At 55.1% G+C, this 20790-nt stretch carries 22 protein-coding genes; 11 read left to right on the top strand and 11 right to left on the bottom strand.

From position 1 onward, the window contains the following. Nucleotides 1-142 precede the first annotated feature (142 nt). Nucleotides 143-2314, top strand: coding sequence for a YgiQ family radical SAM protein (locus ACB496_RS18720; RefSeq protein WP_102104773.1), 2172 nt, complete (start codon nt 143-145; stop codon nt 2312-2314). A 56-nt stretch (nt 2315-2370) separates the two neighbouring features. Here the strand turns inward: ACB496_RS18720 and dkgA are convergent, their stop codons facing one another. After that, on the bottom strand, nt 2371-3198 hold the full coding sequence (dkgA, locus tag ACB496_RS18715; RefSeq protein ID WP_100778917.1) for a 2,5-didehydrogluconate reductase DkgA: 828 nt from the start codon (nt 3196-3198) through the stop codon (nt 2371-2373). A 104-nt stretch (nt 3199-3302) separates the two neighbouring features. Further along, nucleotides 3303-4466: an alcohol dehydrogenase gene (gene yqhD / locus ACB496_RS18710; protein ID WP_371973248.1), complete on the bottom strand. Its 1164-nt coding sequence runs from the start codon at nt 4464-4466 to the stop codon at nt 3303-3305. Here yqhD and ACB496_RS18705 point away from each other — a divergent pair. Further along, nucleotides 4446-4664, top strand: a complete 219-nt coding sequence (locus ACB496_RS18705; protein WP_102104772.1) for a hypothetical protein — start codon at nt 4446-4448, stop codon at nt 4662-4664. The two genes, yqhD and ACB496_RS18705, sit on opposite strands and share 21 nt — an antisense overlap. Next, nucleotides 4661-5560, top strand: a complete 900-nt coding sequence (locus ACB496_RS18700; RefSeq protein WP_100778920.1) for an AraC family transcriptional regulator — start codon at nt 4661-4663, stop codon at nt 5558-5560. The genes ACB496_RS18705 and ACB496_RS18700 overlap by 4 nt, the downstream gene beginning before the upstream one ends. Before the next feature lie 36 nt (nt 5561-5596). Here ACB496_RS18700 and yghB read toward each other — a convergent pair whose 3' ends face one another. Both yghB and metC read right to left on the bottom strand, forming a co-directional pair. After that, complete coding sequence (gene yghB / locus ACB496_RS18695) at nt 5597-6256, bottom strand: DedA family general envelope maintenance protein YghB (protein WP_100778921.1); 660 nt, start codon at nt 6254-6256, stop codon at nt 5597-5599. 142 nt (nt 6257-6398) lie between these two features. Further along, nucleotides 6399-7586 (bottom strand): cystathionine beta-lyase, encoded by a 1188-nt coding sequence (metC, locus tag ACB496_RS18690; RefSeq protein WP_100778922.1) that lies wholly within the window; start codon nt 7584-7586, stop codon nt 6399-6401. A 251-nt stretch (nt 7587-7837) separates the two neighbouring features. Between metC and exbB the strand changes: the two genes are divergently transcribed. Together exbB and exbD are read left to right on the top strand one after the other, a co-directional pair. After that, nucleotides 7838-8569, top strand: coding sequence for a tol-pal system-associated acyl-CoA thioesterase (gene exbB / locus ACB496_RS18685; protein WP_100778923.1), 732 nt, complete (start codon nt 7838-7840; stop codon nt 8567-8569). A gap of 6 nt (nt 8570-8575) precedes the next feature. Further along, on the top strand, nt 8576-9001 hold the full coding sequence (gene exbD, locus ACB496_RS18680; protein WP_129035160.1) for a TonB system transport protein ExbD: 426 nt from the start codon (nt 8576-8578) through the stop codon (nt 8999-9001). 128 nt (nt 9002-9129) lie between these two features. Here the strand turns inward: exbD and ACB496_RS18675 are convergent, their stop codons facing one another. From ACB496_RS18675 to ACB496_RS18665, 3 genes are all read right to left on the bottom strand, one after another. Further along, nucleotides 9130-10026, bottom strand: coding sequence for an SDR family oxidoreductase (locus ACB496_RS18675; protein ID WP_371973247.1), 897 nt, complete (start codon nt 10024-10026; stop codon nt 9130-9132). Nucleotides 10027-10116: 90 nt separating this feature from the next. Beyond that, a complete protein-coding gene (locus ACB496_RS18670) occupies nt 10117-10581 on the bottom strand; it encodes a cytoplasmic protein (RefSeq protein ID WP_100778926.1) in 465 nt (154 codons plus the stop codon). Next, complete coding sequence (locus tag ACB496_RS18665; protein ID WP_123428449.1) at nt 10574-10978, bottom strand: hypothetical protein; 405 nt, start codon at nt 10976-10978, stop codon at nt 10574-10576. Before ACB496_RS18665 ends, ACB496_RS18670 begins: the two co-directional genes overlap by 8 nt. Nucleotides 10979-11080: 102 nt before the next feature. Here ACB496_RS18665 and ACB496_RS18660 point away from each other — a divergent pair, with 102 nt between their 5' ends. Beyond that, nucleotides 11081-11584 carry an ESA_00282 family adhesion-associated protein gene (locus ACB496_RS18660; RefSeq protein WP_100778927.1) on the top strand — a complete coding sequence of 168 codons (504 nt, stop codon included), beginning with the start codon at nt 11081-11083 and terminating at the stop codon, nt 11582-11584. 70 nt (nt 11585-11654) lie between these two features. On the opposite strand, the gene ACB496_RS18655 is transcribed toward ACB496_RS18660, so the two are convergent. Next, nucleotides 11655-12695: an aldo/keto reductase gene (locus tag ACB496_RS18655; RefSeq protein WP_102104854.1), complete on the bottom strand. Its 1041-nt coding sequence runs from the start codon at nt 12693-12695 to the stop codon at nt 11655-11657. Between the two features lie 82 nt (nt 12696-12777). On the opposite strand from ACB496_RS18655, the gene yghX reads away from it, so the two are divergent. The 3 genes from yghX to ACB496_RS18640 all read left to right on the top strand — a co-directional run bounded on the left by yghX (nt 12778) and on the right by ACB496_RS18640 (nt 15900). Then, a complete protein-coding gene (gene yghX, locus ACB496_RS18650) occupies nt 12778-13665 on the top strand; it encodes a YghX family hydrolase (RefSeq protein WP_371973246.1) in 888 nt (295 codons plus the stop codon). 211 nt (nt 13666-13876) lie between these two features. Next, nucleotides 13877-15514, top strand: a complete 1638-nt coding sequence (locus tag ACB496_RS18645; protein WP_371973245.1) for a methyl-accepting chemotaxis protein — start codon at nt 13877-13879, stop codon at nt 15512-15514. A 98-nt stretch (nt 15515-15612) separates the two neighbouring features. After that, entirely contained in the window at nt 15613-15900 is a 288-nt protein-coding gene (locus ACB496_RS18640; RefSeq protein ID WP_371973244.1) for a DUF2623 family protein, read from the top strand. Here ACB496_RS18640 and fucR read toward each other — a convergent pair. Both fucR and ACB496_RS18630 read right to left on the bottom strand, forming a co-directional pair. Further along, complete coding sequence (gene fucR / locus ACB496_RS18635) at nt 15882-16598, bottom strand: L-fucose operon activator (RefSeq protein ID WP_100778930.1); 717 nt, start codon at nt 16596-16598, stop codon at nt 15882-15884. The two genes, ACB496_RS18640 and fucR, sit on opposite strands and share 19 nt — an antisense overlap. Next, the gene (locus ACB496_RS18630; RefSeq protein WP_100778931.1) at nt 16595-17578 is read right to left on the bottom strand and encodes a sensor domain-containing diguanylate cyclase; all 984 of its coding nucleotides are present in this window, start codon (nt 17576-17578) and stop codon (nt 16595-16597) included. The genes fucR and ACB496_RS18630 overlap by 4 nt, the downstream gene beginning before the upstream one ends. A 322-nt stretch (nt 17579-17900) precedes the next feature. On the opposite strand from ACB496_RS18630, the gene ACB496_RS18625 reads away from it, so the two are divergent. Together ACB496_RS18625 and ACB496_RS18620 are read left to right on the top strand one after the other, a co-directional pair. Next, the gene (locus ACB496_RS18625) at nt 17901-18953 is read left to right on the top strand and encodes an ABC transporter substrate-binding protein (RefSeq protein ID WP_371973243.1); all 1053 of its coding nucleotides are present in this window, start codon (nt 17901-17903) and stop codon (nt 18951-18953) included. Continuing rightward, on the top strand, nt 18953-19636 hold the full coding sequence (locus ACB496_RS18620; protein ID WP_371973242.1) for a molybdate ABC transporter substrate-binding protein: 684 nt from the start codon (nt 18953-18955) through the stop codon (nt 19634-19636). Before ACB496_RS18625 ends, ACB496_RS18620 begins: the two co-directional genes overlap by 1 nt. Nucleotides 19637-19680: 44 nt before the next feature. Here the strand turns inward: ACB496_RS18620 and yghU are convergent, their stop codons facing one another. Further along, on the bottom strand, nt 19681-20550 hold the full coding sequence (gene yghU, locus ACB496_RS18615; RefSeq protein WP_371973241.1) for a glutathione-dependent disulfide-bond oxidoreductase: 870 nt from the start codon (nt 20548-20550) through the stop codon (nt 19681-19683). Between the last annotated feature and the right edge of the window lie 240 nt (nt 20551-20790).

The raw sequence follows: 20790 nt of genomic DNA, 5'->3' as shown, positions 1-20790 counted from the left end.
CTTACAAAATCCGCGAACCCAGGCACGCTAAGCGCAGCGCTACCGGGCGAGCGGCGAAAATGCCCGCATAATACCCCTTCATTTCATGTATAAATCCAGCGTATAATCCCCGCCCTTTGTCTATTTTTTCTTCGGAAGCATTATGAGCGCAATATCCCTGATCCAGCCGGATCGAGACCTCTTCTCCTGGCCCCAGTACTGGGCAGCCTGCTTCGGACCGGCGCCATTCCTGCCGATGTCCCGCGAAGAGATGGACCAACTGGGCTGGGACAGCTGCGATATTATTCTGGTGACGGGCGATGCATACGTCGATCACCCGAGCTTCGGCATGGCTATTTGTGGCCGTATGCTGGAGGCGCAAGGCTTCCGCGTAGGGATCATCTCCCAGCCAGACTGGAACAGCAAAGACGCGTTCATGAGCCTCGGCAAACCCAACCTGTTTTTCGGCGTTACTGCCGGGAACATGGACTCGATGATCAACCGCTACACCGCCGATCGCAAACTGCGCCACGACGATGCCTATACCGCCGATAATGTCGCCGGTAAGCGTCCGGATCGCGCCACGCTGGTGTATACCCAGCGCTGCAAAGAAGCATGGAAAGACGTGCCGGTCATCCTGGGGGGAATCGAAGCGAGCCTGCGCCGCACCGCGCACTACGATTACTGGTCTGATACCGTGCGCCGTTCGGTGCTGGTGGATTCCAAAGCCGATATGCTGATCTTCGGCAACGGCGAGCGTCCACTGGTGGAAGTGGCGCACCGTCTGGCGCAGGGCGAACCTGTCGGTAACATCCGCGACGTGCGTAACACGGCGATCATGGTGAAAGAAGCGCTGCCGGGTTGGAGCGGGGTGGATTCCCGTATCATCGACATGCCGGGCAAAATCGACCCGATTCCGCACCCGTATGGTGAAGATCTGCCGTGTGCGGACAACAAACCGGTTGAACCGAAGAAAGCCGAAGCCAAAGCTGTAGTCGTGCAGCCGCCGCGCCCAAAACCGTGGGAAAAAACCTACGTTCTGCTGCCGTCCTTTGAAAAAGTGAAAGGCGACAAGGTGCTGTATGCCCACGCGTCACGCATTCTTCATCATGAAACTAACCCAGGCTGCGCACGTGCGCTGATGCAAAAGCACGGCGAGCGCTATATCTGGGTTAACCCGCCAGCCATTCCGCTCTCAACCGAAGAGATGGACAGCGTATTTGCACTGCCGTACAAACGCGTGCCGCATCCTTCCTATGGCAATAGCCGAATTCCTGCCTACGAGATGATCCGCTTCTCGATCAACATCATGCGCGGCTGCTTCGGCGGCTGCTCGTTCTGTTCGATCACCGAGCACGAAGGGCGCATTATTCAGAGCCGCTCTGAGGATTCGATCGTTAACGAGATCGAAGCCATTCGCGACACAGTTCCGGGCTTTACCGGCGTGATCTCCGATCTGGGCGGCCCGACCGCCAACATGTATATGCTGCGCTGCAAATCACCGCGCGCGGAGCAGACCTGCCGCCGTCTGTCGTGCGTCTATCCGGATATTTGTCAGCACATGGACACCAACCACCAGCCGACGATCAACCTGTATCGTCGCGCCCGCGATCTGAAAGGCGTCAAAAAGATCCTGATCGCCTCCGGCGTGCGTTACGACATCGCCGTGGAAGATCCACGCTACATCAAAGAGCTGGCGACCCATCACGTTGGCGGCTATCTGAAGATCGCCCCTGAGCATACGGAAGAAGGCCCGCTGTCGAAGATGATGAAGCCGGGCATGGGCAGCTACGATCGCTTTAAAGAGCTATTTGACACCTATTCGAAACAGGCGGGTAAAGAGCAGTACCTGATTCCCTATTTCATCTCTGCGCACCCTGGTACGCGCGATGAGGATATGGTGAATCTGGCTCTGTGGCTGAAGCAGCGTCGTTTCCGTCTCGATCAGGTGCAGAACTTCTATCCGTCGCCGCTCGCTAACTCGACGACCATGTATTACACCGGTAAGAACCCGCTGAGTAAAATTGGTTACAAGAGTGAAGATGTGGTGGTGCCGAAAGGTGACAAACAGCGTCGACTGCATAAAGCACTGCTGCGCTATCACGATCCGGCTAACTGGCCGCTGATCCGTCAGGCGCTGGAAGATATGGGTAAAAAGCATCTGATTGGCTCGCGCCGCGAATGCCTGGTGCCTGCGCCGACGCTCGATGAGATGCGCGAAGCGCGTCGCCAGAACCGCAATACCCGTCCGGCACTGACCAAACACACGCCTGTTGCGCATCAGCGCCAGACGCCGGCGGCGAACAAAAAACGCGGGAAAGTGGCAGGGCGCTAAGCCTGTCGCCCGGCAATAAAAAAGCCCGACGTTTGTCGGGCTTTTGAACGAGGGTGTTACCCCCCAAACTGATCCGGATCTGGCCCCAACCGCTTGCCCTGATCCAGCTTCGCTATCTCGCTTAACTCCTCTTTATCCAGGCGGAAATCCCAGACGTCGAAGTTCTCGGCGATACGCGCCGGGGTGACCGATTTCGGGATCACCACCAGACCGCTGTCCAGATGCCAGCGAATGACAATCTGCGCAGCGGTTTTGCCGTACTTCTCGGCCAGGTCGCGAATAATTTTCTGATCGAACACGCCTTCGCCACCCTGAGCCAGCGGGCTCCAGGATTCGGTCTGAATTTTGTGCGTGGCGTTCCAGGAGTGCAGCTGACGCTGCTGCATGAGCGGATGCAGCTCAATCTGGTTGATCACCGGCGCGACGCCCGTTTCATCAATCAGCCGCTGCAGATGATGGATCTGGAAATTACAGACGCCAATGCTCTTCACCAGCCCCTCTTTTTGCAGATCGATCAGACCTTTCCAGGCCTCAACGTAGTGATCGATTGCCGGAACCGGCCAGTGCATCAGATAGAGATCGACGAAATCGAGCTGGAGTTTTTCCAGGCTTTCCAGCAGGGCTTCGCGTGGGCGTTTCTGGTCGTCGTTCCACAGTTTAGTGGTGATGAATAACTCATCGCGCGGGATGCTGGCGCTGGCCAACGCTTTGCCGACGCCGTCTTCATTTTTGTACGCGGCGGCGGTATCGATAGACCGATAGCCGACTTCCAGTGCTTTGTGAATGGCGGACACGACCTCGTCATTACCGGCTTTCCATACGCCCAGTCCCAGCTGGGGCATGACGTTGCCGTCCTGAAGCTTAATTACGGTTTGGTTTGCCATTTTTCCTCCTCCATTTGCTCATCACCGGGGGTGTCCCCGGTGATGTGGTGTGCATTAAGTCTGGACGAAATGTCAAAAAACGAAAGGCGGGATGACAAAAACGCTTAGCGGGCCGCTTCGTAAATGCGACGGCTGACGTCCAGCGTAATGTCGTGATTCTCGCCCAGTTGCGTCATGCCATGCTCTTCGAGTTTGGCCAGCAGGGCAGGGATAGAGCTGCCATCCAGGCCGTAACCGGAGAGGCGAGTCGGCACGCCCAACTGCTCGAAGAAGTTACGGGTCGCCGCGATTGCCGCGTCGATACGCTCGTCTTCAGAACCGGAATTGATGTTCCATACGCGCTCTGCATACTGCAGCAGTTTGGCACGTTTGGTGTCGCGTTTTTCATTCCACAGGGCAGGCAGAACCACCGCCAGCGTCTGGGCGTGATCCAGGCCGTGCATCGCGGTCAGTTCGTGGCCCAGCATATGGGTCGCCCAGTCCTGCGGCACGCCTGCGCCAATCAGGCCGTTCAACGCCTGAGTCGCCGCCCACATCACGTTTGCACGCACATCGTAGTTCTCTGGCTCTTGCAGCGCTTTCGGGCCGTCTTCTACCAGCGTCAGCAGAATGCCTTCCGCGAAGCGATCCTGAATTTTGCCGTTGACCGGATAAGTTACGTACTGCTCAACCGTGTGAACGAAGGCATCCACTACGCCGTTAGCCACCTGACGCGGCGGCAGGGTGTATGTGTAAACCGGGTCGAGCACCGCAAACACAGGCTGAACGTGTTCGTTCATAAAGGCCTGTTTGTCACCGGTGGTTTTACGGGAGATGACCGCGCCTTTGTTGGATTCAGAACCGGTCGCAGGCAGAGTCAGTACAGAGCCCATCGGGATGGCGCTGGTGATTTTGCTGCCGCCGGTTTGCAGGATTTCCCACGGGTCCACGCCGTCGGCGTAATGGGCCGCAGCCGCGATAAACTTGGTGCCGTCGAGAACCGACCCGCCGCCGACTGCCAGCAGGAAGGTGATGTTCTCTTCACGGGCGATGTTAACTGCGTTCATCAGCGTTTCGTAGGACGGGTTTGGCTCGATGCCGCCGAATTCACGTACGTCCACGCCTTCCAGTGCGCTGTACACCTGGTCCAGCACGCCGGTTTTTTTGACGCTGCCACCACCGTAAGTGATCAGGACGCGCGCCCCGGCTGGGATCTGGTCGCGCAGATCGGCAATGGCGTCTTTACCAAACAGAATGCGGGTTGGGGTATGCAGATTAAAATTATTCATTGCTCGTTCCCTTATGTGGGTGAAAAACGTGGCGGCGTCGATGGCTGCCTGATGGTGCCCATTGTGGCCATCGAAGGCACGCCTCTCAATGCACATTCCTGCCGTTGTCTTGCCCATTTCTACAGAGGGCTGGAGAAAATGCGAAAAGGTGCGCAAACTGGCAACAATGGAAACCGTATCGGGAGTAAACCTGAATGAACCGCGATGAGATTTGCCTGCAATTGACGGGGCAAATTAACAGACTGAAAGATAAAGAAAATACGCTCACTGAGCTGCTGCCGGATATCCGTCTTTTATACGGCACACAGCCCGGCACGCGCACGCCGGTGATGTACCAGCCCGGCATCGTATTTCTCTTTTCAGGCCATAAAATTGGCTATATCAATGAGCGCGTGTTCCGTTACGACACCAACGAATATTTACTCCTCACTGTACCTTTACCCTTTGAATGTGAAACCTATGCGACTGAGGCCGTTCCGCTGGCGGGCATTCGCGTCAACGTAGATATTCTCCAGCTTCAGGAACTGCTGATGGATATCGGTGAAGACGAACTGTTCCAGCCCGCGATGGCGGCGAGCGGCATTAACTCCGCGACGCTCTCCGATGAGATTCTGTGCGCCATTGAGCGCCTGCTGGACGTTATGGAACGCCCGCTCGACGCGCGTATTCTCGGCAAGCAGATAATCCGCGAGATCCTCTATCACGTTCTGATGGGACCGGGAGGCGGGGCGCTGTTGGCGCTGGTGAGCCGTCAGACCCATTTCAGCCTCATCAGCCGCGTATTAAAACGTATTGAGAGCCAGTACACGGAAAACCTGAGCGTGGATGAGCTGGCGTCAGAGGCCAATATGAGCGTCTCGGCGTTCCACCATAACTTTAAATCCGTCACCAGCACGTCGCCATTGCAGTACCTGAAAAGCTATCGCCTGCACAAAGCGCGGATGCTGATGATTCACGATGGGATGAAAGCCAGCGCTGCGGCGATGCGCGTTGGGTATGAAAGTGCGTCGCAGTTCAGCCGTGAGTTTAAACGCTATTTTGGCGTGACGCCGGGGGAAGATGCGGCGCGTATCAGAACGATGCAGGGAATGTAAAGCGTCCTCTCCCGGGGAGGGAGAGGACGGAAGAGATTAGACGTTACAGCATTTCTTCTTGATCACCACAAACAGCGTCCCGACGAGGCCTGCAACCAGCAGGAAAATCGGCAGGATCATCAGGAAGGTCATCACCTGATCTTCATGGTGCTTCACAAACGGGATCATGCTCAGGGCATAACCCAAAGAGGTCACAACGCCGACCCACAGCAGGGCGCTCAGCCAGTTGAAGAACTGGAAGCGGCGGTTCGACAGGCCAGAAATCCCGGCCATCGTTGGCAGCAGGGTGCGAATAAACGCCAGAAAACGTCCGGCGAGCAGAGCCAGCAGGCCGTGACGGTCAAACATGCAGGTGGCGCGCTCGTGGTATTTCACGGGCAGTTGCGCCAGCCAGCCTTTCACGACGCGCGTATTGCCGAGCCAGCGGCCCTGCACATAGCTCAACCAGCAGCCGAGGCTGGCGGCCGACGTTAAAATCACGATCGTGGGGGCGAAGTCCATAACGCCTTTACCGATTAACGCCCCGGCTAATAACAGCAGGCTGTCGCCCGGAAGAAACGAGGCCGGCAGCAGACCGTTTTCCAGAAAAAGCGTGGCGAACATAACGAAATAAACAACACCTACAACGTGCGGGTCCGCCAGCGCTGCAAAGTCGTGTTGCCAGAGCGCAGCGATAATATCTTGAATGACAGCCATGGACTTTCCTGTGGAACAACTGATATGTGGCTATTGTACTCCTGATTTCGCCCAGTGGGGTTGATCGGGGACCCAACAAATGCAGTCTTTTCTGCTGCACGTGTCTGTAAAACGGTCCGGGAGTACATTTACAGCCCGCACTCTACACGATGCGTTCGAAACCTGCCGATAAATCCGCGATCAGATCATCAACATTTTCTAAACCGATGTGCAGTCGGATCAGCGTGCCGGTAAAGTCGATTTCTCCACCAGGGCGCAAACCGGCAAGTTGTTCAGGCTGATTCGGCAGAATGAGCGATTCAAAGCCGCCCCAGGAGTAAGCCATGCTAAAGAGCGAGAAGTTATCCAGGTAGGCGGCCAGCTCGTCGTTACTCAATCGCTTATTGAGAACAAATGAGAACAGACCGCTGCTGCCCGTAAAGTCACGTTTCCAGAATTCGTGGCCTTTGCTGCCCGGTAGTGCAGGGTGATTCACGCGAGCGACCTGCGGATGTTGCGCCAGCCATTCGGCCACTTTCAGACTGCTTTCGTGATGCTGACGCAGACGCACGCCCAGCGTACGAAGCCCGCGACTGGTCATATAAGCGGTATCGGCATCCACCATCTGCCCCATCAGGTAGGCATTTTCGCGCAGCTGATCCCAGCAGCGGGCGTTAGACACCGCCGTGCCAATCATGCCGTCTGAGTGGCCAATCAGGTATTTCGTTGCCGCCTGAATCGAGATATCGATGTCAAACTCAAGGGCTTTAAACAGCACGCCCGCCGCCCAGGTGTTATCGATCATGATGATGGCGTCTGGCGCCACGCGACGCACCGCGCGGACAATCGCCGGAACGTCATGCACTTCCATGGTGATAGAGCCGGGAGATTCCAGGAACACAATGCGCGTATTCGGCTGGATAAGCTCCGCAATGCCTTCGCCTATCAGCGGATCGAACCAGCCGGTGGTGACACCCAGACGGGTCAGAATTTTGGTGCAGAAATCCTGGCTTGGCTCATAGGCGGTGTTGGTCATCAGGATATGATCGCCCTGTTCAACGAACGCCAGAATCGTATTTGCTACCGCAGCAGCACCGCACGGGAACAGGGCACAGCCGACGCCGCCTTCCAGCTCGCACATCGCTTCCTGCAATGAGAAATGGGTCAAAGTGCCGCGACGCCCGTAAAACAGCTCGCCTTTCGCGCGATTGCGGGTGGCGTGTTTCTTGGCCTCAACAGTATCGAAGACCAGCGAGGAGGCGCGTTGAATCACGCTATTTACCGAACCCTGAGTGTACTTTTTACTGCGTCCTGCCTGCACAAGCGTGGTATCAAGATGCTTCTCTGTCATGTTCGCTAAACCTGTTTTTATCCGTCTGGACGTCCAGACTACCACGATTGCGAAAATCTGCACCCGGATGCTTAGCGAATAAGCACAATATTTTATGAAAAATACGCATAAGAAATTTTTACTGCGTAAGCGCAAGGAAAATGAGCGAAAATTACGGCACTATGCAAATACTAATGAGAACTACTATCAATTCGACGTGGTTTTGATATTATTATGCTCAGAATTTGTGATTTGCGTCCTGGAGATACAGAGTGGGTAATAATTTGATGCAGACGGATCTCTCCGTTTGGGGCATGTATCAACATGCTGACATCGTGGTTAAGATTGTGATGATCGGCCTGATTCTGGCGTCCGTGATCACCTGGGCAATTTTCTTCAGCAAAAGCGTTGAGCTGATTTCTCAAAAGCGCCGCCTCAAGCGCGAGCAACAGCAGCTGGCTGAAGCCCGCTCGCTGAATCAGGCATTTGACATCACCTCAGCGTTCCATGCGAAAAGCCTGACCACCCAATTGGTCAACGAAGCTCAAAACGAACTGGAACTCTCCGCAGGCAGTGAAGATAACGAAGGCATTAAAGAGCGTACGGGCTTCCGCCTGGAACGTCGCGTTGCCGCCGTGGGCCGTCACATGGGCCGCGGAAATGGTTATCTGGCAACTATCGGTGCGATCTCCCCGTTCGTGGGTCTGTTTGGTACCGTGTGGGGCATCATGAACAGCTTCATCGGTATTGCTCAGACGCAAACCACAAACCTCGCCGTAGTGGCACCGGGCATCGCGGAAGCGCTGCTGGCAACGGCGATCGGCCTTATCGCTGCTATTCCGGCGGTGGTTATCTATAACATCTTCGCGCGTATGATTGGCAGCTACAAAGCCACGCTCGGTGATGTTGCCGCACAGGTTCTGCTGCTGCAAAGCCGCGATCTCGACCTCAGCGCCAGCTCCGTTAAGCCGGTACATTCTGCTTCGAAACTGCGTGTAGGTTGATACGTTATGGCAATGCGTCTTAATGAAAATCTGGACGATAACGGCGAAATGCACGAAATCAACGTAACGCCGTTTATCGACGTTATGCTGGTTCTGCTGATTATCTTCATGGTGGCCGCGCCTCTGGCGACGGTGGACGTGAAGGTCAATCTGCCGGCCTCTTCCAGCCAGCCGCAGCCGCGTCCGGAAAAACCGATTTACCTGTCGGTGAAAGCTGATAAATCGATGTTCCTGGGCAACGACCCGGTCACCGATCAATCCGTTATTCCGGCACTGGATGCGCTGACCCAGGGCAAAAAAGACACTACCGTCTTCTTCCGCGCGGATAAAACCGTCGACTACGAGACCATGATGAGAGTGATGGACACGCTGCACCAGGCGGGCTATCTCAAAATCGGACTGGTCGGCGAAGAGAAAACGGCGGCGAAATAAACGTAAAAACGGCAACGCAAGTTGCCGTTTTGTTTTCTCTCTTTCGTGAGTAACGCGTAAGAGAAAGTCTCAGGCGGGACAAACCCGCAGGCGCGATATTCGTAGCGCCCCCGGGCAGACTGACAGCACTAGCCTAAATGCTCCCCGCCGCACACGCCGTGCACTTCCGCCGTAACGTAGCTCGACTCCTGACTCGCCAGATAGACATACACTCCAGCCAGTTCGGCAGGCTGCCCCGCACGTTTCATCGGCGTCTTCTGACCAAACTGCGGAATTTTCTCCTGCGTCTGGCCGCCAGAAATTTGCAGTGCCGTCCAGATCGGGCCAGGGGCAACCACGTTAACGCGAATGCCTTTATCTGCCACCTGTTTTGCCAGCCCACGGCTGTAGTTCAGTATCGCCGCTTTCGTCGAGGCGTAATCGAGCAGATGCGGGCTTGGCTGATAGGCCTGAATGGACGAGGTGGTCACGATGCTGGAACCGGCTGGCAGGACGGGAATTGCCTCCTGCGTGATCCAGAAAAGTGCCAGCACGTTCACCGCGTAGGTTTGCGTAAACTGTTCGGTGGTCAAATCGGCAATCTTCTCGACAGCGACCTGTTTACCGGCAACCAGCGCCAGCGTATCCAGCCCGCCCAGCGCTTCGCGGGCTTTATGCACCAGCGAGCGGGCAAAGGATTCATCGCTCAGATCGCCTGGAATCAGCACCGCTTTTCGGCCCGCCTCTTCGATCAGCTGTTTGACCTCCTGGGCGTCCTCTTCTTCCGCAGGCAGATAGTTAATCGCCACGTCAGCGCCTTCACGCGCGTAAGCAATGGCGGCGGCGCGCCCGATACCGGAATCACCCCCAGTCACCAGTGCCTTACGATCCTGGAGCCTGCCGCTACCTTTGTAGCTCTTCTCGCCGCAGTCGGGCACGGGCGTCATCTTCGCTTGCACGCCAGGCGCTGGCTGCTTTTGCTTAGGGTAGTCGCCGGTGTAGTACTGGGTGGTTGGGTCCTGGATATGTGTCTGATGTTTTGACATAAGGCCTCTCCTGTTGGGTGAGTTAGGCCATTAAGTGTAGAAGAGCGAGAGGAGGAGGTTGTCGTATTCGGGGGAATCTGACTGGTGAGGCTATTTCGGCTCAGCAGGCGCGTGGGAAGGGGCGTCCACTTTTGCCGCCAGCGCATCTTCGTCCAGAGCGACGGTCGTGACGTTCGAGGTGTGATAGCCACCGTCAGCCAGTTTGCGCGTCAAACGCAGCGTGGAGGCCTCTCTGGAGAGCAGATGCTGGTAGTTGCTCTCAATGCGGCCCATGATTTTATCTTTCAGTTCGGGCTTGAGGGATATCACCGCGTTAATCATCGCGCCATAAATCTCTTCTTTCACCTGCAACGAGTAGATCTCGCGGCGATTTTCCCACTTCAGGCGAACCAGCGCGGCCGGGATCGATACCATGTCTTGCGCAATGCGGGTCATCTCGTCATTTTTATGTTTTATTAATGCGTCGAGATTTTGCTTTAAGATAAACTCATCGCTTTTATGGTTATCTAAAGTCAAATAAACGTTATTATCTTCAACTTCTTTCACGTTAATCATCCTCTAGTTTATAAAAAATAGGGTTGTTTTTTTCTCGGGTAATTAGATTAAGCCAAATTTCGTTGCCAGCTTCGTTTATTTCTTCGGTTTTTTCAGTCATTATTTGACTTAATGTTTGAGCGTCTATTTCTCCCTCGGCCTGCAGGTCGTTAAGCAGGTGGGCAAAGGCTTCAATCTTCACCACGCGAAATAGCCGATCTTTTATATGGCGGTCATGCTCTTCTAACAGCATATTACGTGATTTACCGGTACGGGTAACACCAATTAATATGTCAGCCTCAAAATCGGATAGTTTTCTTTTTCCCTGAGTGAAATTAGCATTGCTTTCTGCTTCCGCCGATTTAGGGACCACAGAGGCGATGTGGTACCGGACCGGCACAAGATTGTCGGGCAGCATTTTAATATCCTTTAATTTCAGCAGGGTAGGTTCAAATAGGGCGTGAGATTCGTTGACAATAACATGAGGCAAATTTAAAATCAAAAAAAATGGAGCCATCCCATGAACAGCATTTTTTATTCTGTCATTACATTGCTATTGCTTACCGCTGGTGTTCTTTTATTGATGCGTGAGTTCAATAAAACGAAAGACTTACAGCAAACTGGCGAGTCATCCCAGCCGATTCCGATGACCAAAGAAGAGGGTGAGGACCATTTCTCACTGCTGATGAATGCGATAACGCCGGTATGGTACTGGCGCGTCAATCATGAATATATCGACTTTCTTCATGCCACAATTAAGCGGATGAAGATGACGGAAATAAACGACAGACCTGGTCTTTTTGAAGCCCAGCGCCGTTGCAGCGATCTAAACTCGGCGGTCTATAAATATTATGACAATATCAAAAAGCGCTGCCTGAATGGTGAGAAGGTCTCGCACTCCGATCTGGACGTGCTGAATTTACGTCAGTGTTTCCGCGAATTCAGTCTGGAAGCCTATCCGGAGCTGGTGGTGCTGGTCTGGCCGGAGTACGAGCGCCCGGTGGTGGATCCTGCGACGGTGTAGGCTTTGCAGGCCCGGTGCCGCGACGCTTACCGGGCCATGAGAGGCGACGGAGGGCATCACGCCGCGTTCTCTATTTATCTGACGATGCCTGCCACAAATTCAACTCTCCATCCGCAACGTGCTGATCAATCCTCTTCAACTCATCGTCGCTAAAGTGCAGATTTTGCAGCGCCTGAATGTTCTCTTCGATCTGCTCAGGGCGGCTGGCACCGATGAGCACAGACGTCACGCGCTCATCTTTTAGCAGCCAGCTCAGGGCCATCTGCGCCATTGACTGCCCGCGCGCCTGCGCCATTTCATTGAGCAGTCGCAGGCTGTTCAGGTTCGCGTCGGTCAGCATCTTCTCCGTCAACCCGCGCACCTTTTTGCCTTCACGCTGCATACGCGAACCATCCGGAATACCGTTCAGGTATTTGCCCGTCAGCAGCCCCTGCGCCAGCGGCGTAAAAGCAATACAGCCGGTGCCGTTTGCCACGAGGGTATCCAGCAGGCCGCTTTTATCCACCCAACGGTTTAACAGGTTGTAGGACGGCTGATGGATCAGCAGCGGAATTTTCCACTCGCGCAGCAGCTCAGTCATTTTCTGCGTGCGTTCCGGCGAGTAAGAGGAAATCCCCACGTAGAGCGCTTTCCCGCTCTGAACAGCCTGTGCCAGCGCGGCGGCGGTCTCTTCCATCGGCGTGTTTTCGTCAACGCGGTGGGAATAGAAAATATCGACATACTCTACGCCCATGCGTTTCAGGCTCTGGTCGAGACTGGCGAGCAGATACTTCCGCGAACCGCCAGACCCGTACGGGCCAGGCCACATGTCGTACCCGGCTTTGGTGGAGATAATCAGTTCATCGCGATACGCGGCAAAATCCTCGCGCAGCAGACGACCAAAATTCTCTTCCGCGCTGCCTGGAGGCGGGCCGTAGTTATTCGCGAGATCAAAATGGGTAATACCTGAATCAAAGGCTTTGCGCAGCAGTGCGCGCTGGCTGTCCAGCGCCTGAACGTGACCAAAGCTGTGCCACAATCCAAGTGATAGCGCGGGCAAACGCAGGCCGCTCTTCCCGCAGTAACGGTACTGCATGGTGTCGTAGCGGCTTGAAGTAGGGGTCCAGGACATGATATCTCCTTTTTTAGTGATGAATTTTCGAAACAGCGTTTTCATTCTATCCTTATAAAATCACAATTCCTGGAGATATGCGATGACCCGGCTGACCGCGAAAGATTTTCCGCAAGAATTGCTCGATTACTATGACTATTACGCCCACGGCAAAATATCCAAACGCGAGTTTCTCAATCTTGCGGCGCGCTACGCGGCAGGCGGTGTCACGGCGCTGGCGTTATTCAATATGCTCAAACCGAATTACGCCCTTGCTGAACAGGTGAAATTTACCGATCCCGATATTTTGCCGGAATACATCCACTACCCTTCACCCAACGGTCATGGTGAAGTGCGGGGTTATCTGGTGAAGCCTGCGAAGACGACGGGAAAAGTGCCGGCGGTGGTCGTGGTCCATGAAAACCGCGGTTTAAATCCGTATATCGAAGACGTTGCTCGCCGGGTGGCGAAAGCGGGATATATTGCGCTGGCACCGGACGGATTAAGTTCCGTCGGCGGATATCCAGGGAATGATGAAGAGGGGAAAGTGCTGCAGCAGAAAGTGGACCCCACCAAATTAATGAACGATTTCTTTGCCGCCGTGGAGTTTATGAAAAAACATCCCGATGCGACGGGCAACGTGGGGATTACCGGATTTTGCTACGGCGGCGGCGTCTCGAATGCCGCCGCGGTGGCCTATCCGGAGCTGGAGTGCGCGGTGCCGTTTTATGGCCGCCAGCCTGCCGCGTCTGATGTCCCGAAAATCAACGCGCCGCTGCTGCTGCACTATGCCGAGCTGGATAAAAACATCAACGAAGGCTGGCCAGCGTACGAAGCCGCCCTGAAAGCGAATAATAAAGTCTATGAAGCCTATATTTACCCCGGCGTAAATCATGGCTTCCATAATGACTCAACCCCACGTTATGACGAGCCCGCGGCGGAGCTGGCATGGAAACGGACTCTGGGATGGTTTGAGAAATATTTGAAGTAATATGTATTTAATGTTTCAAAAAAGGGCCGGAAAATTCCGGTCTTTTTCTATTATATTTGCGTGCTAATTATAAGGGTATTAGGCAATACTATTTTTTTAAAAGTTAAGATGTGCAAGTTTTTATAAAAATACTCCTTAAAGTGTAGGCATTGCCGATAACGAAGATAAGACTCGTCTCAAGCGAGTTTTCCCTAACGGCAAGGATACTCTTATGCAAATGCTTCGTAATTTTACTATCCGGTTCGTCATGCTGACGATTCTGGGTATTTTTTGTTTGATGTGGGCAGGGGTTGGGCTTTACAGCACCTGGTCACTTTCCAGGGTCTCAGACGGTAATGACATCGATCGCCAGATCGTGAAACAAATGACTATTTTGAGTCAGGGTAACGATCAATATTTCCGCTTTGTCACGCGCCTCAGCCGCGCAATGGAAGCCAAAGTTGCGGGTGGAAATCCCGATTTAGCCCCCGCGCAGCAGGCGCTGGAGAATATGAGCAAGAAGCTGAACGAGATGAAGGCCATCTCCCCAGGCCCGATGGACGAAAGCGTCTCTGCTGAAGTGATTAGCAGCTGGCAGGCGTTACTGGATCAGGGGATTGCCCTGCAGATGCAGCAGGCGCAGCAGGGGACGATCGAGGGATATCGTCAGCAGGCCAACAACGTCACGCCACCGCTGAGCCGCGCTTTCGGTGCAGCGGCGGATAAATTCAACACTTCCGCCGCCAGCACGCTCGACAGTACGCGTGACGTGGTGGACAGCCTGACGAGCATGACGCGCATTGTGATTATCGCCGCGACGATTATCGGTCTGCTGATCCTCCTCTTCACCGACCGCTACCTGGTGGCGATGCTGGTGAAACCCCTGGATCGCATTCGTGAGCATTTCCGCCAGATTGCGCAGGGCGATCTCAGCCAGCCCATTACGCCATTTGGGCGTAACTGCGTGGGGCGACTGGTGCCTCTGTTAACCGCGATGCAGGACAGCCTGCGCGAAGCGGTCAGCTCGATCCGCTCCGGCAGCGAGAATATCTGGCGCGGAGCCACTGAAATTTCCAGCGGAAATAACGATCTCTCTTCACGCACCGAAGAGCAGGCCGCCGCGCTGGAAGAGACCGCCGCGAGCATGGAACAGCTCACTGCCACGGTGAAACTCAACGCCGAAAATGCGCGTCAGGCGAGCCAGCTGGCCGATGTTGCCTCCACTACCGCAAGCCGTGGCGGTTCGCTGGTGGATGACGTGGTTACCACCATGAGCGGAATTTCCGCCAGCTCGAAGAAGATTGCCGAGATCACTACCGTCATCAACAGCATCGCTTTCCAGACCAATATTCTGGCACTCAACGCGGCGGTTGAAGCGGCGCGTGCCGGTGAACAGGGCCGTGGATTTGCTGTGGTGGCAGGTGAAGTGCGTAACCTGGCCAGCCGAAGCGCAAATGCGGCGAAGGAGATCGAAGGCCTGATCGCCGATTCCGTTTCACGCGTCGAGCAGGGTTCGAAAATCGTCAGCGATACCGGGACCACCATGGAAGCGATCCTGCGTGCCGTGACCGAAGTGACCACCATCATGAAGCAGATCGCGTCGGCGTCGGAAGAGCAGAGCAAAGGCATTTCCCAGGTCGGTGTGGCGATCACCCAGATGGACGGCGTAACGCAACAGAACGCCTCGCTGGTGGAGCAGGTCTCCGCCGCCGCCTCGGCGCTGGAACGTCAGACGGAAGAGCTACAACGCTCAGTGCAGAAATTCCGTCTGTCCGCGCAGGAACCGCAAAACAGCGCGCCTGCTGCGTCGCCGAAAGCGCCCGTGCGGGCTAACGCATCGGGTACGCCCGACGAGTGGGTTTCGTTCTGATTCATCTCTAAAGGCCGCCCTGTGCGGCCTTAATTTCCACTAGCCATCGCTCAAAATATCGCTATATAATTTAATATATAGCGATTGAGGGTAAATCAATGGAAAACCATTTTGGCAAAGGGTTGATGGCGGGGATGCGCGCGGCACAGGCGGATACCGCAAAGAACGTCGCGCATTTCTGCTCTGACTATAAACGGGGATTTGTGCTGGGTTTTTCGCACCGGATGTTTGAGAAAACCGGCGATCGCCAGCTCAGCGCGTGGGAGGCCGGTATCCTGACACGCCGCTACGGGCTGGACCGCGATATGGTGATGGATTTTTTCAAAGAAAATCAGTCGAGTACCATACTGCGCTACTTTATGGCGGGCTACCGTCTGGAGGGGTGAGCATCGGTAATCATCTGCGTCACCTGCGACAGCGAGCCGATTTTGACTTCGCTCGCACGCTGAAATTTACTCTTATCAATCAACAGCAGCGACTGGCTGGCGCGGCGTAACAGCTGCGTTTTAAAGAGCGCACTGTGCTCGGCCGGGTCCCACATATCGCCCTGTTCGTCCACCCCCTCACAGGAAAAGATAAACAGGTCGATCTCCACGCCTTTCAGCAGGGAGATCAGCGCCGGATTGACGTAACAACGATACTTACGGTCCAGCGTGCCGCCGGTGCAGATCAGGGTGATGCGCTCGCGTTTCGCCATTTCGTGGCAGATGGGCAGGCTGTTAGTGAACACCGTCAGGTCGATGTCCGGAAGCTGGCGCGCCAGATGAAAACAGGTCGAGCTGGCGTCGAGGGCAAGAGTCATTCCGCTACTGACCCAGTCCAGCGCACGGTGGGCGATATCCACTTTATCGGCGTAATGGCTCTTTAGGCGTGCGCCAAACGGCTCACCGCCGTCGCGGCTGTCCGGGTGAATGGCCCGCGCGCGGCCATGGTGACGCACAATTTTCCCCTGCTGCTGCAGCCCTTTCAAATCGCGGCGAATAGTCTCTTTGCTGACCGCCAGCTGTTCTGCCAGCGCGTCGGTGGTCAGCCCGTCGCAATCGCTCAGTAGCTGGATAATGCTCTGCTGGCGGCTGGCCTTCACGCGTCCGTTCCGGTACGGGAAATCGAGATAAGCGTGGAGCCGATCGCCACGCCGTTCTTTCCGGTGTGTTTGATCTGGTACATCGACTGATCGGCGCGGCGCAGGGCGTTTACGAAATCATCCTGCGGCTGAACCTCATCTATCCCAATCGACGCCCCCACCTGCGCCTGGCCATTATCCAGCTCGAAAGGGGTCAGCGCCGCGCGCAAACAGCTGTGCGCGGTGCTGTTCACCCACAGACTGGAGAGCGGGAAGGGCAACAGCAGAACAAACTCATCGCCGCCCAGACGCCCGACGACAGAACCCTGCGGGCAGGTTTCGCGCAGACGCTGGCTCAGTTGAATCAGCAGTTCATCGCCGCTGCGATGGCCAAAGGTGTCGTTAACGGTTTTGAAATCATCCAGATCGATAAAAGCCACGCAAAGCGGACCCTGCTCTTTCAGGGCGCGGAACTGTTTGATTAGCGCATGACGATTGGCAAGGCCGGTCAGCGGATCGTGGTTCGCCAGCAGCGCGAGCTGCTCCTCGTACTGCTTTTCCTTCGTCATATCAATGTGGGTGCCGGTGACCTTGAGCGGATTCCCGTGCTCATCCCATTCGCTGACACGCCCGCGATCGAGCACCCAACTGACGGTGCCATTTTTATGCTGCATGCGGTGCAGGGCTTCGTAGAACGGGGTTTTGCCGTGGAGATGGTCATAAAACGCATCCAACACCATCTGTTTATCATCGGCATGAAGGTGCTCGCGCCAGACGTCGAACTGCGCATTCAGCTCTTTCGGCTGGTACCCGAGCATCGAGCCCCAGCGGCGATTGTAGATAATTAACTTCCCGCTGGGCACGTCGAGCTGCCACAGACACAGGCCCGTGCCATCCAGTGCAGCGCTGAGCTTGCTGCGGGCGTCACGCGCCAGCCTGGCAAGCCGGGCGTTATGCTTTTTCAGATTCTGAATCTGCTGTCGTAGCGCCTGTTCTGACATGGAACGTTTCTTAGGGGAAATAAAAATTATTCTTGCCAGTTTAGCGTCGGTTGTAAATATGCTGTTGAAAAAAGAGCGTGATTTGCAATAAGTACATCTGTTTTCTTTTAAGAAAATAGGGGTGAAATAATTTTTCGCAGCGGATTATTTTTTCACTCTCGCCCTTTGCATTTTATTTGCAAAAGACAAAACCGGTCCGGGAATTATTTAATGCCGGGGTGTTCATTTTTTTCAGGGCAATAATGCCTACCCACAAAGCAGGCGAAGATCTGCGTCACAAATCGTTATATAATCCTGTGCATAACGAAAGTGCGAGGGCATTATGAACAATCGATTTTGGCAGGCAGTTACCTTTAGTTTACTGATTTTACTCCCGTTATCTTCTGAGGCATCCCGCCAGATAACCGATCAAATTGGCCGTACCGTCACCGTTCCCGATAAGGTCGACCGCGTGGTAGTGCTTCAGCATCAGACGCTGAACTTACTGGTGCAAATGAACGCGACCGACAAAATCGTCGGCGTGATGGCGAACTGGAAACAGCAGCTTGGCGAGGGCTACGCCCGCCTGGCACCTGAGCTGAACCAGAAAGCGACGCTCGGCGATCTCACCCATGTGGACCCGGAAAAACTGATCGCTCTGCATCCGCAGGTGGTGTTTGTCACCAACTACGCGCCGCAGGAGATGATCGACAAAATCAGCAGCCTGGGTATCCCGGTGATCGCCATCTCCCTGCGCCACGACGCGCCGGGCGAAAAAGCGAAGCTGAACCCAACCCTCACCGACGAAGAAAAAGCCTACGATCTGGGTCTGCGCGAGGGGATCACCCTGATCGGTGAGATCGTCAACAAACCGCAGGAAGCCAAAGATCTGATCGCCGCCACCGATAAAGGGCGCAAGATGGTCAGCGACCGTCTGAAAGATATCCCTGCAGAGAAACGTATTCGCGCCTATATGGCCAATCCGGAACTGACCACCTACGGTTCGGGGAAATACACCGGTCTGATGATGGCTCATGCGGGCGCAGTCAACGTGGCGGCGGCGACCATTCAGGGCTTTAAAACCGTGGCGATGGAGCAGGTTATCGCCTGGGATCCGCAGGTCATCTTTGTGCAGGATCGCTATCCATCGGTGGTCGATGAAATCAAGGGTTCGGCCCAGTGGCAGGTGATCGACGCCGTGAAAAATCATCGCGTCTACCTGATGCCGGACTACGCCAAAGCCTGGGGCTACCCGATGCCGGAAGCGATGGGCATTGGCGAATTGTGGATGGCGAAAAAACTCTATCCTGAGAAGTTTAAAGACGTTGATATGCGCAAATTGGCCGACGAATGGTATCAGCGTTTCTACCGCACCCATTACCAGGGCATCGACTGATGCACGTGCTGGCAGCGGGCAGCCTGCGCGGTATATGGCCGCAATTACTGGCCCATTTCCCGCACCCGGTTGAGACACAGTTTGGTCCGGCCGGATTGCTGCGGGAACGGATTGAAGCCGGAGAGCCGTGTGATCTGTTTGCGTCAGCAAATGTCGCCCATCCTCAGGCGTTGCTCATAAAGGGGCTGGCATCTTCCGTGGCGGTATTTGCCCGCAATCAGCTCTGCCTGACAGCGCGCAGCGAGGTGCTTAGCGACGACGATGACTGGTTCTCGTTGCTTACGCGGCCCGATTTGCGCCTCGGCACCTCAACGGCGGGGTGCGATCCCTCCGGCGACTACACCCAGGAGCTGTTCACACGTATGGGCGAGGCGGGCATCCCTGTGCGGGAGCGGGCGATGGCGCTGGTCGGTGGGCACGCGTCTGCTCCGGTTCCGCAGGGAAAACTGGCAGCAGAGTGGATCATTGAAAGTGATCAGGCGGATCTGTTTATCGGCTACGCCAGCTACGCGCCCGCGCTTCGTCAGATTGTCGGCCTGAGCGTGCTGAACATTCCTGCGCCTTTTAACCCGCAAGCGGAATATGCAAGCGCGGTGATGACGCCCCAGGGGCAGGTGCTGGCGGATTATTTACAGTCGGATCAGGCAAAAGCGATATTGCAGCAGGGCGGTTTCGGCGTGTAATTTTGCCCGGTGAGCGCAGCGCCACCGGGCAATCTGTCAGCGCATTACGCCTGACGTTTGTCTTCGGTCTGGGTGTCGAAGTCGCTGGCGGCATGGCGCTCATGCAGCTGTTCGCTCGGCTCGCCAAAGGTACGGTTGACGATGCGACCGCGTTTCACCGCCGGGCGCTCGGCAACTTCTTTGGCCCAGCGCTGAACGTTCATGTAACTGCCTGCATCCAGGAACTCGGCGGCGTTGTACACGTTGCCAAGCACCACGTTGCCGAACCATGGCCAGATGGCGATATCGGCGATGCTGTACTCATCTCCCGCGACAAAACGACCGCGCCCCAGCTGCTTATCCAGAACGTCGAGCAGGCGTTTTGATTCCATGGTGAAACGGTCAATTGCGTACTCAATTTTCACTGGCGCATAGTTAAAGAAATGGCCGAAACCGCCGCCAAGGAACGGGGCAGAGCCTTGCAGCCAGAACAGCCAGTTCAGGGTTTCGGTGCGTCCCGCCGGATCTTTTGGCAGGAAGTGACCGAATTTTTCTGCCAGATAAAGCAGGATATTCCCGGATTCAAATACGCGCAGTGGCGGGTTCACTGAGTGGTCACGCAGTGCCGGAATTTTCGAGTTTGGGTTCACGTCTACAAACCCGCTGGAGAACTGATCGCCTTCGCCGATGCGGATCAGCCACGCGTCATACTCCGCGCCTGTCACACCAAGTGCCAGCAGCTCTTCCAGCATGATCGTCACTTTCTGGCCGTTTGGCGTGCCGAGGGAGTAGAGCTGAAGGGGATGCGCGCCCACTGGCAGCGTTTTCTCATGCGTCGCGCCAGAAACCGGGCGGTTGATATTGGCGAACGCGCCGCCGTTACTGTTCTGTTTCCATTCCCACACTTTCGGTGGCTGGTAGGTGTTGTCTGACATGTTGATCTGCCTTTTTAGTGATGTGTTGAGGCAGTGTAGCAGGAGATTCGTGAACCCTTTAACGTTGCGAGCGCAATTGATTAGGCCCTATTCCTTCTGGCGCTTATATATATCAAATTGGTTATAAGCTTAATCGAAAATCGCATTTTCATTGTTAATGCGCAATATGACAAAGCTGAATATGATGCTCCTGAATAAAAAGAACTTTTCAGTATTTAATATTATTGAGGCAAGGAGTGA

Source organism: Lelliottia nimipressuralis (genome assembly GCF_041464075.1).
Classification (GTDB): domain Bacteria; phylum Pseudomonadota; class Gammaproteobacteria; order Enterobacterales; family Enterobacteriaceae; genus Enterobacter; species Enterobacter nimipressuralis.
Note: the sequence above shows the minus strand (reverse complement) of the source record. Positions and strands in the feature narration are given on the sequence as shown.

Bases quoted from the DNA above. Each gene is read 5' to 3' on its own strand.
- ACB496_RS18720 (WP_102104773.1), top strand. From the start codon at position 143: ATGAGCGCAATATCCCTGATCCAGCCGGATCGAGACCTCTTCTCCTGG.
- dkgA (WP_100778917.1), bottom strand. From the start codon at position 3,198: ATGGCAAACCAAACCGTAATTAAGCTTCAGGACGGCAACGTCATGCCC.
- ACB496_RS18705 (WP_102104772.1), top strand. From the start codon at position 4,446: ATGCAGATTAAAATTATTCATTGCTCGTTCCCTTATGTGGGTGAAAAA.
- yqhD (WP_371973248.1), bottom strand. From the start codon at position 4,466: ATGAATAATTTTAATCTGCATACCCCAACCCGCATTCTGTTTGGTAAA.
- ACB496_RS18700 (WP_100778920.1), top strand. From the start codon at position 4,661: ATGAACCGCGATGAGATTTGCCTGCAATTGACGGGGCAAATTAACAGA.
- yghB (WP_100778921.1), bottom strand. From the start codon at position 6,256: ATGGCTGTCATTCAAGATATTATCGCTGCGCTCTGGCAACACGACTTT.
- metC (WP_100778922.1), bottom strand. From the start codon at position 7,586: ATGACAGAGAAGCATCTTGATACCACGCTTGTGCAGGCAGGACGCAGT.
- exbD (WP_129035160.1), top strand. From the start codon at position 8,576: ATGGCAATGCGTCTTAATGAAAATCTGGACGATAACGGCGAAATGCAC.
- ACB496_RS18675 (WP_371973247.1), bottom strand. From the start codon at position 10,026: ATGTCAAAACATCAGACACATATCCAGGACCCAACCACCCAGTACTAC.
- ACB496_RS18670 (WP_100778926.1), bottom strand. From the start codon at position 10,581: ATGATTAACGTGAAAGAAGTTGAAGATAATAACGTTTATTTGACTTTA.
- ACB496_RS18665 (WP_123428449.1), bottom strand. From the start codon at position 10,978: ATGCTGCCCGACAATCTTGTGCCGGTCCGGTACCACATCGCCTCTGTG.
- ACB496_RS18660 (WP_100778927.1), top strand. From the start codon at position 11,081: ATGAACAGCATTTTTTATTCTGTCATTACATTGCTATTGCTTACCGCT.
- ACB496_RS18655 (WP_102104854.1), bottom strand. From the start codon at position 12,695: ATGTCCTGGACCCCTACTTCAAGCCGCTACGACACCATGCAGTACCGT.
- yghX (WP_371973246.1), top strand. From the start codon at position 12,778: ATGACCCGGCTGACCGCGAAAGATTTTCCGCAAGAATTGCTCGATTAC.
- ACB496_RS18645 (WP_371973245.1), top strand. From the start codon at position 13,877: ATGCAAATGCTTCGTAATTTTACTATCCGGTTCGTCATGCTGACGATT.
- ACB496_RS18640 (WP_371973244.1), top strand. From the start codon at position 15,613: ATGGAAAACCATTTTGGCAAAGGGTTGATGGCGGGGATGCGCGCGGCA.
- ACB496_RS18630 (WP_100778931.1), bottom strand. From the start codon at position 17,578: ATGTCAGAACAGGCGCTACGACAGCAGATTCAGAATCTGAAAAAGCAT.
- ACB496_RS18625 (WP_371973243.1), top strand. From the start codon at position 17,901: ATGAACAATCGATTTTGGCAGGCAGTTACCTTTAGTTTACTGATTTTA.
- ACB496_RS18620 (WP_371973242.1), top strand. From the start codon at position 18,953: ATGCACGTGCTGGCAGCGGGCAGCCTGCGCGGTATATGGCCGCAATTA.
- yghU (WP_371973241.1), bottom strand. From the start codon at position 20,550: ATGTCAGACAACACCTACCAGCCACCGAAAGTGTGGGAATGGAAACAG.